General features: G+C 75.0%; 16 protein-coding genes. 9 read left to right on the top strand and 7 right to left on the bottom strand.

All coding sequences use genetic code 11. The features are described from left to right. Positions 1-145 precede the first annotated feature (145 nt). The 3 genes from ACIGHB_RS24505 (at position 146) to ACIGHB_RS24495 (ending at position 2,583) form a co-directional block, all read left to right on the top strand. Positions 146-610 carry a GNAT family N-acetyltransferase gene (locus ACIGHB_RS24505; RefSeq protein ID WP_399915881.1) on the top strand — a complete coding sequence of 155 codons (465 nt, stop codon included), beginning with the start codon at positions 146-148 and terminating at the stop codon, positions 608-610. A gap of 68 nt (positions 611-678) precedes the next feature. Next, positions 679-1,272 (top strand): phosphoglycerate mutase family protein, encoded by a 594-nt coding sequence (locus ACIGHB_RS24500; RefSeq protein ID WP_360315490.1) that lies wholly within the window; start codon positions 679-681, stop codon positions 1,270-1,272. Positions 1,273-1,356: 84 nt separating this feature from the next. Further along, a complete protein-coding gene (locus ACIGHB_RS24495; protein WP_399915879.1) occupies positions 1,357-2,583 on the top strand; it encodes a methyltransferase in 1,227 nt (408 codons plus the stop codon). A gap of 200 nt (positions 2,584-2,783) precedes the next feature. Here the strand turns inward: ACIGHB_RS24495 and ACIGHB_RS24490 are convergent, their stop codons facing one another. Beyond that, positions 2,784-3,632, bottom strand: coding sequence for a DUF4440 domain-containing protein (locus ACIGHB_RS24490; protein ID WP_399915877.1), 849 nt, complete (start codon positions 3,630-3,632; stop codon positions 2,784-2,786). Between the two features lie 156 nt (positions 3,633-3,788). On the opposite strand from ACIGHB_RS24490, the gene ACIGHB_RS24485 reads away from it, so the two are divergent. After that, a complete protein-coding gene (locus ACIGHB_RS24485) occupies positions 3,789-5,417 on the top strand; it encodes an SMI1/KNR4 family protein (protein ID WP_399915875.1) in 1,629 nt (542 codons plus the stop codon). Here ACIGHB_RS24485 and ACIGHB_RS24480 read toward each other — a convergent pair. The 3 genes from ACIGHB_RS24480 to ACIGHB_RS24470 all read right to left on the bottom strand — a co-directional run bounded on the left by ACIGHB_RS24480 (position 5,312) and on the right by ACIGHB_RS24470 (position 7,211). Then, entirely contained in the window at positions 5,312-5,782 is a 471-nt protein-coding gene (locus ACIGHB_RS24480; protein ID WP_399915873.1) for a hypothetical protein, read from the bottom strand. The two genes, ACIGHB_RS24485 and ACIGHB_RS24480, sit on opposite strands and share 106 nt — an antisense overlap. A 334-nt stretch (positions 5,783-6,116) precedes the next feature. Beyond that, positions 6,117-6,605 carry a MarR family transcriptional regulator gene (locus tag ACIGHB_RS24475; RefSeq protein ID WP_399915871.1) on the bottom strand — a complete coding sequence of 163 codons (489 nt, stop codon included), beginning with the start codon at positions 6,603-6,605 and terminating at the stop codon, positions 6,117-6,119. 102 nt (positions 6,606-6,707) lie between these two features. After that, a complete protein-coding gene (locus tag ACIGHB_RS24470) occupies positions 6,708-7,211 on the bottom strand; it encodes a MarR family winged helix-turn-helix transcriptional regulator (protein WP_399915869.1) in 504 nt (167 codons plus the stop codon). Positions 7,212-7,423: 212 nt separating this feature from the next. Here ACIGHB_RS24470 and argC point away from each other — a divergent pair, with 212 nt between their 5' ends. From argC to ACIGHB_RS24445, 5 genes are read left to right on the top strand one after another with little or no spacing between them, the layout of a single operon-like run. Further along, entirely contained in the window at positions 7,424-8,452 is a 1,029-nt protein-coding gene (gene argC / locus ACIGHB_RS24465; protein ID WP_399915866.1) for an N-acetyl-gamma-glutamyl-phosphate reductase, read from the top strand. Next, positions 8,449-9,615, top strand: coding sequence for a bifunctional glutamate N-acetyltransferase/amino-acid acetyltransferase ArgJ (gene argJ / locus ACIGHB_RS24460; RefSeq protein ID WP_360315474.1), 1,167 nt, complete (start codon positions 8,449-8,451; stop codon positions 9,613-9,615). Before argC ends, argJ begins: the two co-directional genes overlap by 4 nt. Then, positions 9,612-10,517, top strand: a complete 906-nt coding sequence (argB, locus tag ACIGHB_RS24455) for an acetylglutamate kinase (protein ID WP_360315472.1) — start codon at positions 9,612-9,614, stop codon at positions 10,515-10,517. The genes argJ and argB overlap by 4 nt, the downstream gene beginning before the upstream one ends. Then, entirely contained in the window at positions 10,514-11,710 is a 1,197-nt protein-coding gene (locus tag ACIGHB_RS24450) for an acetylornithine transaminase (RefSeq protein WP_360315470.1), read from the top strand. Before argB ends, ACIGHB_RS24450 begins: the two co-directional genes overlap by 4 nt. Positions 11,711-11,717: 7 nt before the next feature. Beyond that, positions 11,718-12,254: an arginine repressor gene (locus ACIGHB_RS24445; RefSeq protein ID WP_360315468.1), complete on the top strand. Its 537-nt coding sequence runs from the start codon at positions 11,718-11,720 to the stop codon at positions 12,252-12,254. Between the two features lie 7 nt (positions 12,255-12,261). Here the strand turns inward: ACIGHB_RS24445 and ACIGHB_RS24440 are convergent, their stop codons facing one another. Genes ACIGHB_RS24440 through ACIGHB_RS24430 form a run of 3 tightly spaced genes read right to left on the bottom strand, consistent with a single transcriptional unit; the run spans position 12,262 to position 14,817 of the window. Continuing rightward, entirely contained in the window at positions 12,262-12,966 is a 705-nt protein-coding gene (locus ACIGHB_RS24440; protein ID WP_399915861.1) for a L,D-transpeptidase, read from the bottom strand. A gap of 38 nt (positions 12,967-13,004) precedes the next feature. After that, entirely contained in the window at positions 13,005-13,610 is a 606-nt protein-coding gene (locus tag ACIGHB_RS24435) for a pyridoxamine 5'-phosphate oxidase family protein (RefSeq protein ID WP_360315464.1), read from the bottom strand. 58 nt (positions 13,611-13,668) lie between these two features. Then, complete coding sequence (locus ACIGHB_RS24430) at positions 13,669-14,817, bottom strand: hypothetical protein (protein ID WP_399915858.1); 1,149 nt, start codon at positions 14,815-14,817, stop codon at positions 13,669-13,671. Positions 14,818-14,853 lie beyond the last annotated feature (36 nt).

Here is a 14,853-nt window from a genome sequence, read left to right as displayed (position 1 = left end):
CGGCGGAGCGGGGCCGGCGTACGGGGTGGGCCGGGCTGACACGTACGCGGCGGGGCGGGGCGGGGTGGGCCGGGCTGACACGTACGCGGCGGGCCGGCCCGGAAACCCGCCTGACACCTGCCCGGCCCGCTGGCATCCTGCGGCCATGAGCGAGACCACCAGCGCCGTACCCGCCGCCGAAGCCGTCGTCCTCCACGGGACGTACGAGATCTCGGCCGACCCGGCCCGCCTCGACCCCGCCCGCGTCCACCACTGGCTCTCCACGGACGCGTACTGGGCCCTCGGCCGGCCTCGGGAGAAGCAGGACCGGGCCATCGCCGGCTCGCTCAACTTCGGCGCCTACCACCGCGACACCGGCGAGATCGCCGCCTACGCGCGCGTGGTCACCGACTACGCCACCTTCGCCTGGCTCTGCGACGTCTACGTCGACCGGCCGGCGCGCGGTACCGGCCTCGGCACCGCACTCGTCGTCGCCGTCCGCGACCACCTGGAGCCGTACGGGCTCCGCCGGATCATGCTCGCCACCGCCGACGCCCACGGCGTCTACGAGAAGGTCGGCTTCACGCCACTGCGGAATCCGGACAAGTGGATGGCTCTCGGACAGCAGTGAACCGGGGCCTCCCGGTCCCCCGTACCCGCCCCTTGACCCGGCGCCCCACCGGCCTCACGATCGCGGCCATGGGTCTTCGGGTCACGCTGGTCGCGGCGGCGCGCAGTTCCTCCCTGCTCGCCGAACGCTTCGACGACGACCGGCCGCTCGACGAGGCCGGCTGGTACGAGGTGCAGCAAGCCGCGCCCGCGCTCCTCGGCCTCGGCGCGGCCGAACTCCGCTACTGCTCCCCGACCCCGCGCAGCCGCGCCACCGGCACCGCCCTCGGCTACGCGCCGCTCGCCCAGCCTGCCCTCCGGGACTGCGACATGGGCCGCTGGCGCGGGCTCACCCTCGCCGAGGTCGCCGCCCTCGAACCGGCCGCCGTCGACGCCTGGCTCGCCGACGCCCGTTCCGCCCCGCACGGCGGCGAACCCCTCCTCGCCTTCATCTCCCGCATAGGCGGCTGGCTCGACACCCGCCCCGCCGACGATCTCACCGCCGCCGACGTCACGGTCGTCGCCGTCGCCGAACCGTCCGTCGTCCGCGCCGCCCTCGTCTACGCCCTCCGGGCCGCCCCCGCCACCTACTGGAGCGTCGACGTCCGCCCCCTCTCCACCGTCACCCTCGTCGGCCGCCCCGGCGCCTGGCACCTCCACCTGGACGCGCCCGCGCTGCGCTGAGCGCAGCCGACCGGCGGGGGGACCCGAGCTGACCGGCGGGGACCGGCGGGCCGGCGGCGGCGGAGCGGCTAGCCTGGGGACACGATGAACCGTTTGACCACGTCATGGGGCGACGTCACGCTCACCCGCCACCCCGAGGACCCGCGCGACCCGCTGCGCGCCTGGGACGCGGCCGACGAGTACCTGCTGAACCACCTCGCCGAGACCGGCACCGACCTCTCCGGCACCGTCGCCGTCCTCGGCGACCGCTGGGGCGCCCTCGTCACCGCGCTGTCGACCGCCGGGGCGGGCGCGGGCGCTGGTGCAGGGGCCGGTGCCGGGGGAGTGACCGGAGCTGCGGGAGAGGCCGCAGGCACGGCGCTCGTCCAGATCTCCGACTCATACCTCGGCCGGCAGGCCACCCGCGCCAACCTCGCGCGCGCCGGCGCCGCGCCCGGCGCCGTCCGCCTCCTCACCACCCAGGACCCGCCGCCCGCGCGGATCGACGTCCTCCTCGTCCGCGTCCCCAAGAGCCTCGCGCTCCTGGAGGACCAGCTGCACCGGCTCGCCCCCGCCGTCCACGAGGGCACGGTGATCGTCGGCACCGGCATGGTCAAGGAGATCCACACCTCCACCCTGACCCTCTTCGAGCGGATCCTCGGCCCCACCCGCACCTCGCTCGCGGTGAAGAAGGCCCGGCTGATCCACACCACCCCCGACCCGTCCGCCGCACCCGGGCCCAACCCGTGGCCCCACCGGTACGCCCTCCCGGCCGACACCCCCGCGCCCGTCCTCGCCGGCCGCACGGTCACCAACCACGCGGGCGTGTTCTGCGCCGACCGCCTCGACATCGGCACCCGCTTCCTCCTCGGCCACCTGCCGACCGGAATCGGCCACGCCCGCGTCGCCGACCTCGGCTGCGGCAACGGCGTCGTCGGCCTCGCGGTGGCACTCGCCGAACCCGACGCCGAACTGCTCTTCACCGACGAGTCGTACCAGGCCGTCGCCTCCGCCGAGGAGAACTTCCACGCCCACGCGGGCGACGGCCGCAAGGCCGAGTTCACGGTGGGCGACGGGCTCGCGGACGTCCCCGCCGGCTCCCTCGACCTCGTCCTCAACAACCCGCCCTTCCACAGCCACCAGGCCACCACCGACCGCACCGCCCGCCGGATGTTCTCCGACGCCCGGCGCGCGCTGCGCCCCGGCGGCGAACTGTGGGTCGTGGGCAACCGCCACCTCGGCTACCACGTCACCCTCCGCCGCATCTTCGGCAACAGCGAACTCGTCGCGAGCGAACCGAAGTTCGTGGTGCTCCGGGCCGTCAGACGCTGACGGTCAGGGAGGGGACTGGAGGGGAGCGCCGGCGCGGCCTGGATCCAGGATCGTGGATCCAATACTCGGGACCCAACCTCCTGGATCCAGCGTCTTGGATCCAATCTCCTGGCTCCAGGGTCTTGGATCCAACCTCCTGGATCCAACCTCCTGGATCCAAGGTCTTGGATCCAGGATCCTGGATTCGGAATTCCGGGCCCTCACACCTCCGGGAAGACCAGTTCCAGAGCGCGAAGGCGCTCCGCCTCGGTGGTGATGTCGAGACCGACGATCCGCTCGCGGCGGAAGGTGAACGCCACCGCCGCGACGGGAGTCCCGGCCGCGTACGCGACGAGTCCGGCGGCCCCCTCGACCAGCGCCGGCCGGATCACGGCCCCGGGTGGGCCAGGCAGGGCGGCCGCGGCGGCAGCCGCGACGGCCGCGGCTCCGTGCACCGGGCCCCCCTCCGTGTACACGACGGCCTCCGGGTCGAGCATCGCGGCGAGCGTGACGGCGTCACGCGCGCGTGCGGCGGCCAGGAAGGCGTCCACGAGCGTCCGCTGCCGCACCGGATCGTCGCACGCGCCTGCGCCCGCGCCCGCGCTCGCCGCGCCGCCGCCCCTCAGCCGCTCTCGCGCCCGGCGTGCCCCGCGAGCGGCCTCGGTGGCGGTGCCGCCCATGACCCGGGCGGTCTCGGCGGGGGCGAGCCCGAAGACGTCGTGGAGGAGGTACGCGAGCCGCTGCCGGGCCCCGAGCCGGTCCAGTACGCCGAGGAAGCCCAGGAGGACACTCTCGTCCAGGGCCTCCGCGACCGGCTCCGGCCGGCCCGACTCCGCCGCCGTGCGCGGCCGCGCGGTGGCGGCGAGGCAGTCACGGGCGACCAGCGCCGTCAGCCAGAGCCGCGCCATCTCCGGGGCACCCGTGGCCAGTTCGGCCCGCACCCGTTCGAGCGCGGCCTCCGCCTCCCGTTCCGCCTCCGCGCCGAGCAGTCGCAGGGCGACGCCCCGCAGCCGTTCCTCGTCGGCGTCGAACCGCGCGCAGAGCGCGGTCACCACAGCGTCGTCGTGCATGGGGTCCCACTTCCCGTCAGGTTCCGTCACCGTACTGACGGGCCCGCCGCGGCCGTTGTGACGTGGGCCGGGAGGGGCGTTGTCGGTGCCGGGTGTCACGATCGACGGCGAGGACGGACGCGGGACGTCGCGGGGCGGACGTGGAGGGAAGGCGCTGTGAGGGCGGAGCGGGAGCGGGCGGCGGAGGAACTCGTCGAGGGGTTTCTCCAGTCGGCGCCGGAGGGCTGGACCGAGGCGCGGCTGACCTGGACGGAGGACGACCACAGCCTCGGACACAGGGGCGAGTTCAGGACGGGGGACGGCCCCTGGCAGCCCATGACGGGCCGTGGGGCGTACAGCTCGATCGCCGCACCGGCCCGGGTGCTGAGGGCGCCGGGCGGGCCCCCGGGCGGCACGGGCGAACTCGTGTGCGCGCCGGGAGGGGCGTACCGCCTCGTCGTCACCCCCGGCACGGGTGTCAGAGGAGGCCCGGGCGGCTATCTGATCGTCCTGGACCCGGACGCCCGGCTGCCCGAGCCCGGGGGCGAGGAGGAGACCGGCACGGCGCCACCGGCCGGGGACCCGGCGGAGGCGGTCGCGCTGTTCCGCGCGATCACGGCGCGCCGGGCCGGGCTCCTCGGCGGCCCCGAGCCGCTGCCCGCGCCCGCCACCGAGAGCGCGATCGCGGCGGCGGAGCGGCGGCTCGGCGCCCGGCTGCCCGCCGACCTCCGCGCCCTGTACGCCCTCGCCGACGGCGACAGCGCCGACGGCCCGCACCGCTGGCTCCTGGGCGAGGGCGGCTGGCTCAGCCTCGACCGGGTGGTCGCCGTGCACGGGCACCAGCGGCGGCCGGACTGGACGGGCTGGAGCCTGGCGTGGAACGCGGTGATCCTCGACGCCGATCCGCCGGGGCGGGTGCGGCGCTGCACCGGCGACCCGACCAGGATCCCGTTCCTCACCGGCGAGGACGGCAATTACGTGGCGGTGGACCTGGCTCCGGCCCGGCGCGGCCACCCGGGGCAGGTCATCGGCATCGGCCGCGACCACGCCCACGGCGCCGCGTACCTCGCGGAGTCGGTCACGGAGCTGCTGCGGCGCGTGCTCGCCGAGCTGGAGCGGGGCGCGTACGAGGTCGAGGACGGGAACGTCTGGCTCGACAGCGGTCTCCGGGGCGCCGCGCGCCCGCCGCGCCCCGGGGCGGTGGGGGACCGCCCCGGCCCGGAGGTCCAGGAAGTCCTGCACCACGGCCAGGAGGACGGCCCGGTCGACCTCGCCGCCCTCGCGGGCGCCCCCGCGCTGCGCCAGGTGGGCCTGTACGGCGGCGCGGCCGCGCGGGACCTCGCGCCGCTGCGGGAGACCCCGGTCGAATCGCTGACCACCGCCGTCACCGGCACCGCCCTCGCCCCGCTGGCCGGCCATCCCCGGCTCCGCGCGCTCCGCCTGACCGGCGCCGACGCCCCCGTGGACCTGGCCCCGCTCCGTACGCTCCCCGCCCTGTGCGGCCTCGACCTGAGCGCGGTCCCGCTCGCCGACCCCGCGGTCCTCGCCGCGCTGCCGGGACTGCGGTATCTGGCGCTGGAGCGGCGGCAGTGGGCGGCCCTGTTCCAGGCGGGCGGCCCGCCGGCGGGTCTCGCCGCGGTCCGCCTGGACGGGCCGGACGCGGGACTCGGCGAGGCGCTGGAGCTGGCCGCCCGGCTGGGTCACCCGCTGGAGGTCTTCCGGGCCGAGGGCGCCGGCCCGGTCTCCGCGAGGACGAGACAGACGGCCGCGACGCCTGCGAGCACCAGCACCCCCGGACCCACGTAACCGGGACCGTCGTCGGTCGCGCGGCTCCCGCCGCCGCTGAGCTCGCACACGTACCGGGGCGGCAGGTACGCGACCCGGTGGCCCACCACATCGGCGGCGGCGCCGGGCTCGCCCGCCACCCGGCACGGGCGGGCGGGGAAGGCGTCGGTGCCGCTGTCGTCCGTGTCGAGCACCGCCAGGCCGACGAGGAACAGCCCCCAGGTGTACAGCCCCACGGCGGCGGCCACCGCCAGCGCGGCCCCGCACCGCAGCCGGGTCTCCCGGTCGGCCCGCCGCACGCCGGTCCGCCCGAGCCGGCCGAAACCGTATCCGGCGAATCCGATGCCGACGACGGGCAGGAGGACGAGCAGCACGAGGAGCGTCATGCGGCCGACCCCATCATCCCCGTCCGCCGAACGACCGTGACGGAGCCCACAGTTCCGGCACCGGCACAGGGCCGGCCGCCGTCCGGCGCCGACGGCCGGCTCTCCAGCGCCCGACTGCCCGGCGCCCAGCTCAAGGCCATCGGCTCCCGGGCCCTCGACCGTCCGGCCGCCAGCTCGCCGACCTTCGGCTCTCCGGCCGCCAGCTCGCCGACCTTCGGCTCTCCGGCCGCCAGCTTGCCGACCTTCGGCTCTCCGGCCGCCAGCTCGCCGACCCTCGGCTCTCCGGCCGCCGGCTCACCGGCCCTCGGCTCACCGGCCGTCAACTCCCCGGCCGTCAGCTCTCCGGCGTCGGGCTCTCCGCCGCCGCGCGCTCCAGCGCGGCGAGTTCCCGGTCGGCGCGTTCGGCGACGAGGGCGAGGACGCGGCCGGCGGCCGCCAGGTCCTCCTCCGGGATGTCGGCCCAGACGCGGGCGGAGACGGGCGCGGTCTCGGCGCCCACGGCGGCGAGCAGCTCGCGGCCGGCGTCGGTGGGGAGAAGGCGGGGGCCGTCGGCGACGAGGAGGCCCTTCGCCCGCAGGGAGGCGAGTGCCGCGAGGGTGTCGGCGGGGGAGCCCTTCAGGGAGGCGCGGACCCCGGCGACCAGCTCCTCCTGGCTGAGCGGCGCCCCCGCGGTGACGGCCGTGCGGAGCGTGACCTGCTCCAGGAAGGTGGCGCCGTGCCGGGCCAGGACATGCTCCAGCAGGCCCCGGGCGGCGTAGTGGGCCAGGCCGAGCATGCGGGCGTCGGCGGGCGCGGCGGCTGCGGTGGTGGTGGTCGTGCTCATGGTGTTGCCCCTGAGTGGTCGTGCCGGCGCTCGGGCCGGTGGAAGTGCCGGTGGTCGGGTCCGCGGCCGGGTCCGCGGCCGAATCTGCGGCCGGGTCCGCGGTCAGGTCTGCGGTCGGGTCTGCGGTCGTGCCGGTGGTGTCCCCGGTGCGGGCGGGAGGAGAGGGACGTCGAGCAGGGTCCTCAGCTCCTCGGTGAACGCGTGGGTCCGCGCCCCGCCCCGTCCCCCCAGCGGTTCGAGGAGCTGTTCCAGGAGGTCCTGGACCACGTCGACGGCCTGCCGCGTGACGGTCACGCCCTCCTCGGTGAGGGAGAGCTGGACGGCGCGCGGGTCGCGGGGGTCGCGGGTGCGCTCGATCAGGCCGGCCGACTCCAGGGAGCGGGCCAGCTTCGAGACGTACAGCGCCTCCATGCCGGTGTGGTCGGCGAGCTGTCGCTGACTGGGCCGCTCGCCGGTGCGCCGCATGCCGTACAGCGACGCGACCAGCGAGTACTGCGCGTGGGTGAGGCCCAGCGGCCCCACCGCGCGGTCGACCGCGACCCGCCACTTGTTGGCGAGCCGCCACACCAGAAATCCGGCCGAGGGGCCGGGAAAACCCTTGCTCATGTCGAATAGAGTACATGGCTACTATATCCATGGCTACTAAACGAGAGCCGCCCCGCCGCCCCGGTCGAGACCCACCCCGCCGCCCGGGTCGAGAGCCCCCCGCCGCCCACCCGGCACCCTGGAGTAGAAGGCCGCGCCACACCCCCCCTCCACGGTCGTTGCATAAAACTACGAGGCCACGTATAGTCATGCCATCCATGAGGAGGGTTTCGATGACGGTACGAGCAGCAGTGGCAGGCGCGAGCGGATACGCGGGAGGGGAACTCCTGCGCCTTCTCCTCGCCCACCCCCACGTCGAGATCGGCACCCTGACCGGCCACTCCAACGCCGGCCAGAAGCTCGGTGGCCTCCAGCCCCACCTGCTGCCGCTCGCCGACCGCGTCCTCGCGCCCACCACCGCCGAGGAGCTCGCCGGTCACGACGTCGTCTTCCTCGCGCTGCCGCACGGCCAGTCCGCCGCCGTCGCGGAGCAGCTCGGCCCGGAGGTCCTCGTCGTCGACATGGGCGCCGACTTCCGGCTGAAGGACCCGGCCGACTGGGAGACGTACTACGGCTCCCCGCACGCCGGCACCTGGCCCTACGGCCTCCCCGAACTGCCGGGCGCCCGCGCCGCGCTGGAGGGGTCCAAGCGCATCGCGGTGCCCGGTTGCTACCCCACCGCCGTCTCGCTCGCCCTCTTCCCGGCGTACGCGGACGGGCTCGCCGCCCCCGAGGCCGTGATCGTCGCCGCGTCCGGCACCTCCGGCGCCGGCAAGGCCCTCAAGCCGCACCTGCTCGGCAGCGAGGTCATGGGCAACATGACCCCGTACGGCGTCGGCGGCGGCCACCGGCACACCCCCGAGATGATCCAGAACCTCAGCGGCCCGGCCGGCGAGCGGGTCACCGTCTCCTTCACCCCGACCCTGGCCCCGATGCCCCGCGGCATCCTCGCCACCTGCACCGCCGCCGCCCAGCCCGGCGTGACCGCCGAGGCCGTCCGCACCGCCTACGAGAAGGCGTACGCGGACGAGCCGTTCGTCCACCTCCTCCCCGAGGGGCAGTGGCCGGCGACGGCGTCCGTCCACGGTTCCAACGCCGTTCACGTCCAGGTCGCGTACGACGCGAACGCGCACCGGATCATCGCGATCAGCGCCATCGACAACCTCACCAAGGGCACCGCCGGCGGCGCGGTGCAGAGCATGAACATCGCCCTCGGCCTGCCCGAGGACACCGGACTCTCCACGATTGGAGTCGCTCCATGAGCGTCACCGCAGCGCAGGGATTCACGGCGGCGGGCATCGCCGCCGGGATCAAGCAGAACGGCAACCCGGACCTGGCCCTCGTGGTCAACACCGGGCCCCGCCGCGCCGCCGCGGGAGTCTTCACGTCCAACCGCGTCAAGGCCGCCCCCGTCACCTGGTCCCAGCAGGTCCTGGCCGACGGCGAGCTGACCGCCGTGGTCCTCAACTCCGGCGGCGCCAACGCCTGCACCGGCCCCCAGGGCTTCCAGGACACCCACGCCACCGCCGAGAAGGTCGCCGAGGTCCTCAGCGCACAGGGCGCGGAGGTCGGCGCCGGCGAGGTCGCCGTCGCCTCCACCGGCCTCATCGGCGTCCTCCTGCCCATGGACAAGCTCCTCCCGGGCGTCGAGAAGGCCGCCGCCGAACTCTCCGCGCACGGCGGCGAGAAGGCCGCCATCGCCATCAAGACCACCGACACCGTCCACAAGACCGCCGTGGCGGGCAAGGACGGCTGGACGGTCGGCGGCATGGCGAAGGGCGCGGGCATGCTCGCCCCCGGCCTCGCCACCATGCTCGTCGTCCTCACCACCGACGCCGACGTCGACGCCAAGGGCCTCGACGCCGCCCTGCGCTCCGCCACCCGGCTCACCTTCGACCGGGTCGACTCCGACGGCTGCATGTCGACCAACGACACCGTCCTCCTCCTCGCCTCCGGCGCCTCCGGCGTCACCCCGGCCCAGGACGACTTCGCCGAGGCCGTCCGGGAGGTCTGCGCCGACCTCGCCCGCCAGCTCATCGGCGACGCCGAGGGCGCCAGCAAGGACATCCGCATCGAGGTGATCAACGCGGCGACCGAGGACGACGCCGTCGAGGTGGGCCGCTCCATCGCCCGCAACAACCTCCTCAAGTGCGCCATCCACGGCGAGGACCCCAACTGGGGCCGGGTGCTCTCCGCCATCGGCACCACCGCCGCCGCCTTCGAGCCCGACGAGCTGAACGTCGCCATCAACGGCGTCTGGGTGTGCCGGAACGGCTCCGTCGGCGAGGACCGCGACCTCGTCGACATGCGCTACCGGGAGGTCGTCATCACCGCCGACCTCGCCGCCGGCTCCGAGTCCGCCGTGATCTGGGCCAACGACCTGACCGCCGACTACGTCCACGAGAACAGCGCCTACTCGTCATGACCAATGCCACGCGGAAGCACACCGCCCTCCCCAAGGCCCAGATCCTGATTGAGGCCCTGCCCTGGCTCACCCGCCACCACGGCAAGACCGTCGTCATCAAGTTCGGCGGCAACGCCATGATCGACGAGGAGCTGAAGGCCGCCTTCGCCCAGGACGTCGTCTTCCTGCGCCACGCCGGCCTCAAGCCGGTCGTCGTGCACGGCGGCGGCCCCCAGATCAGCGCGGCCCTCGACCGGCACGGCATCGTCAGCGAGTTCAAGGCGGGCCTCCGGGTCACCACCGAGGACGCGATGGACGTCGTACGCATGGTGCTCGCCGGGCAGGTCCAGCGCGAGCTCGTCGGCCTGCTCAACCAGCACGGCCCGCTCGCCATCGGCCTCACCGGCGAGGACGCCCACACCATCACGGCCACCAAGCACCGGCCGGAGATCGACGGCGAACGGATCGACATCGGCCGTGTCGGCGAGATCACCGCCATCGACACCGGCGCCATCCAGGCGCTCCTGGACGACGGCCGCATCCCGGTCGTCTCCTCCATCGCCCGCTCCGAGGACGACGGACATGTCTACAACGTCAATGCTGATACGGCGGCTGCGGCACTCGCTGCGGCGCTGGGCGCCGAGACGCTGATGGTCCTCACCGACGTCGAGGGCCTCTACGAGGACTGGCCGCACAGCGACGAGGTCATCAGCCGCCTCACCGCCACCCAGCTGGAGAAGCTGCTGCCCGACCTCTCCAGCGGCATGGTCCCCAAGATGGAGGGCTGCCTGCACGCCGTCCGCAACGGCGTCACCACCGCCCGCGTCATCGACGGGCGCGTCCAGCACTCCATCCTGCTGGAGATCTTCACCGACGAGGGCATCGGCACGATGGTCGTGCCGGACGGACAGGGGGAACGATGAGCAACGGACAGCTGACCGAGCGGTGGCAGGGCTCGCTCATGAACAACTACGGCACCCCGCGCCTGGCCCTGGTCCGCGGCGAGGGCGCCAAGGTGTGGGACGCCGACGGCAAGGAGTACCTCGACTTCGTCGGCGGCATCGCCGTCAACGCCCTCGGCCACGCCCACCCGGCCGTCGTCGAGGCCGTCACCCGGCAGATCCAGAGCCTGGGCCACGTCTCCAACCTCTTCGTCGCCGAACCGCCCGTCGCCCTCGCCGAGCGGCTCCTGTCGCTCTTCGGCCGCCCCGGCAAGGTCTTCTTCTGCAACTCCGGCGCCGAGGCGAACGAGGCCGCCTTCAAGATCGGCCGGCTCACCGGCCGGACCCACATGGTCGCCACCGACGGCGGCTTCCACGGCCGGACCATGGGCTCCCTCGCCCTCACCGGCCAGCCCGGCAAGCGGACCCCCTTCCTGCCGCTGCCCGGCGACGTCACCCACGTCCCGTACGGCGACGTGGAGGCGCTGCGCGCCGCCGTCACCGAGGAGACGGCGTTCGTCGTCATCGAGCCCATCCAGGGCGAGATCGGCGTCGTCGTCCCGCCCACCGGCTACCTCAAGGCCGCCCGGGAGATCACCCGCGCCGCCGGGGCCCTCCTCGTCCTCGACGAGGTGCAGACCGGCATCGGGCGCTGCGGCCACTGGTTCGAGCACCAGGCCCACGAGGGCGTGGACCCCGACGTCGTCACCCTCGCCAAGGGCCTCGGCGGCGGCCTCCCGCTCGGCGCCACCGTGGCCTTCGGCGCCGCCGCCGAGCTCTTCGCCCCCGGCCACCACGGCACCACCTTCGGCGGCAACCCGGTCGCCTGCGCCGCCGGCCTCGCCGTCCTCGACACCCTCGCCGCCGACGCGGCCCTCGACCACGTCAAGTCCGTCGGCGAGCGGCTGCGCTCCGGAATCGAGGCTCTCGGGCACCCGCTGGTCTCCCACGTCCGTGGCGCGGGCCTCCTGCTGGGTATCGTGCTCACCGAGCCCCTCGCGCCCCAGGTGCAGCAGGCGGCTCAGGACGCCGGCCTCCTGGTGAACGCGCCCGCCCCCGACGTCGTACGGATCATGCCCTCGCTGGTCCTCACCGACGCCGAGGCGGACACCTTCCTCCAGGCCCTGCCGGCCGTTCTCGACGAGGTGAACGGGCAAGGACGAACCGGAGAATGAGGCGACGATGACCGACGCGCAGGGGAACGAGCCCGGAGGGCCGTCGGTCCCGCAGACCCGCACCGCACGCCACCGCAGGATCGTCGACATCCTCAACCGGCAGCCGGTGCGGTCGCAGAGCCAGCTCGCCAAGCTCCTCGCGGACGACGGGCTGAGCGTCACCCAGGCGACGCTCTCCCGCGACCTCGACGAGCTCGGCGCGGTGAAGATCCGCAACACCGGCGGCGAGCTGATCTACGCGGTCCCCAGCGAAGGCGGCTTCCGCACCCCGCAGGCCCCGCTCGGCGAGTCCGCCAAGGAGGAGCGCATGCGCCGCCTCTCCGGCGAACTCCTCATCTCCGCCGAGGCGTCCGCCAACCTGGTGGTGCTGCGGACCCCTCCGGGCGCCGCCCAGTTCCTCGCGTCCGCCATCGACCAGGCCGAACTCCACGCCATCCTCGGCACCATCGCCGGTGACGACACCCTGCTGCTGATCTCCCGCGAGCCGACCGGCGGCCAGGCCCTCGCCGACCACCTGCTGCGCCTGGCGCAGAAGGGCAACTGAGCCGCGCTCAGTACCGCGTGATCGCCGTCGCCCCCTGCCGGGTGCCGACGGCGATGTGCGGCCGCCGGTCCGGCTCCGCCCAGGCGAGGATCGCCCGCATCGCGTCGGCCGGCACGGAGACGCAGCCGGCGGTCGCCCCGGCCCCGTTCACGTGCAGGAAGATCCCGGCGCCGCGCATCCGTACCGGGCGGGCGTAGTTGAAGCCGATGACGAGCGCGTGGGCGTACTGCGTCCGGTACGCGACGATGTGCTCGGCCTCCGCGGCCCGGCAGTCCGCGGGCAGCCCCTCGACCCAGTGGTTGTACGCGCGCGAGTCGTTGTCCTGGCACCACCACGAGTCGCGGGTGGCCCGCACGTACCGGTACTCCGTGCCCGGCGGCGCGGCCCGGATCCCGAAGGCGTACGGCAGGTCGAAGAGGCCGGTCGGCGTCGTGTTCGTGCCCTGCCGCCGTGCGGCCCCCTCCACCAGCCCCTTCGCGCCGAACCGGGCCGGCGCCGAACCCGCCCGCACCCACCGCCCGCCGCGCCGGTCCCACCAGGTGACGGTGCCGGTGGTGGCCCGGGTGTCCGCGGCGACGGCGGTGATCAGCTGCGAGCCGCCGCCGGTGTCCGCCATCAGCGCGGGCAGCGGGACCACCGGGGAAGCCGGGGCGGGAGCCGGGGCCGAGGCCAGGCAGAGCAGCGTGGCGCCGAGCGCGAGAAGGGTACGCATGGCGGCGAGGCTAGGGCGCCGGGCGGCAGCGGGCCAGGCTACTGGGCCGAGTGGGGGAGCGGCGGCAGCGGCAGCGGCAGCGCGGGCAGCCCGTCGAGGCTGCTGGCGATGTGCTCCTTGCCCTCGCAGTACGTGTTGAACTCGTCCTCCGTCTTCCGGTTGAAGAACTCGGCGTGCAGCGTCCGCTCCTCCCGGTACTCCATCACCGGCACGGCGAACCCGCAGGAGTCGCTGACCCGCCGCGCGTGCACCAGGACGATCGCCCGCGCGCTGATCTGGTCCTTGACCGCCTCCTCGGGGAAGCGGGCGAAGAGTTCGGGCCAGCGCGGGTCGTCGCGCAGCACGGCCTCGCCGTCGCCGTGCACCCGCACCACGGTCGGCGGGCCGGAGAAGGCCGTCCACATGAGGGTGATCCGCCCGTTGCCGGGCTCGCGCAGATGGGCGACGGTCTCGGCGCTGCTGCCCCCGAAGTCGATGTAGGCCAGGGTCAGTTCGTCGAGGACGACGAGGGTTCCCTTCCGCCCCTTGGGCGAGAGGTTGACGTGGCCGTCGCCGGACAGGGGCGCGGTGGCGGTGAAGTAGACGGGCTGGTCCTCGATGAAGGCACGCAGCCGCCCATCGATACGCTCATACGTTTTTCCCATGGGGTCATTCTCCGCCGAGGCGGCCCCGCGGTGACGCCCCGTCTCACAGCGGGCCCGCTCAGCCGGTCCACGGGCGCAGGGCGCGCCCCGCCTCCCGTACGACCCCGGGCTCGGGGTCGTCCAGCAGCTCCCGCATGCGGCGCGGGTCCACCAGGTCGAGCAGCCGCAGCCCGGCCACCGCCGAGGCCCGCACCCGGCCGTTCGGATGCTCCGTCAGCTTCCGCAGCGCGGCGCCGTCCACGGCCCGCGTCCCGCACTCGCCGAGTCCGAGCGGCGCCCGGTCCGGCACGTCCGCCCCCGCGCAGGCCGTCCGGTACACGCTCGCCGGATCGCCCCCGCCCTGGCGCACCACCCACCGGGCGCAGGCCCGTGTCCGCCCCGACCGGTCGAAGAGATACGGTTCCGCCTCCGCGTGCCGGCCGGCCCCGCGCAGCGCCGTGACGCCCGCCGCCCGCACCCGTCCGGACCGCGCGCCCAGCAGGACCGGGACGGTCGCATCCGGCTCGCCGGCCGCCACCGCCGCGGAGGCGGCCCGTTCCTGAACGACGGGGTCGTGGTCCCCGGCCGCGACCAGGGCCAGGCCGAGGCCGTCGTACAGCCGCCGGTCGAGCGCGACCGTGAGCGCGGCCCGTCGGGTGGCCGCGTCGCGGCAGCCGAGGAGCAGCGCGGTGACGGCCGCGCCGGGCCCGTCCCGCAGCAGCGCGTCCAGCAGCTCGACGGCCTCCCCGCCCCGCAGCCGGCCGGCGAGCCGCAGGATCACGGGCGCCGTGACGGTCAGACTCTCGTGCGAGGCGGTGGGCAGCTCCGCCCGCAGCAGGGCCAGGGCACGCGCGCGTACCGGCTCCGCCCAGTCCGTGGCCCGGATCACGACCAGCGGGAGCAGTTCCGGCCGCCCCGCCGCGTACGGCAGCGCCGCTTCCCGGATCCGTCCGTCGGGGTCGCACAGGGCGAGCGCGAGCCGTGCCCCGGAGGGCGCCGCCGGCGAGGGTGCGGAGGTCCTCCGCCACAGCCGCCGCCATCCCGGCCCGGACTCTCCGGTGAGCCACGCGTGCGAGGGCTGCACATGGCCGTGGACGACCGCCCGCCGGATGTCCTCGTCCAGATCGGCCCACGCCTTCGGCCGCGTCCCGTCGAGCGCCCGCTCCAGGGGGAGCCCCCGCCCCACCCGCCGCACCGCCGCCTGCCTCGCCTCCGCCTCGTTCCTCATGCGCGGAGGGTAGAGGTCACCGGCCCGCGCACGCCC

The organism is Streptomyces sp. NPDC085460 (assembly GCF_044541975.1).
Classification (GTDB): domain Bacteria; phylum Actinomycetota; class Actinomycetes; order Streptomycetales; family Streptomycetaceae; genus Streptomyces.
The sequence above is the reverse complement of the archived record's forward strand: the minus strand, read 5'-3'. Positions and strand labels throughout refer to the sequence as shown.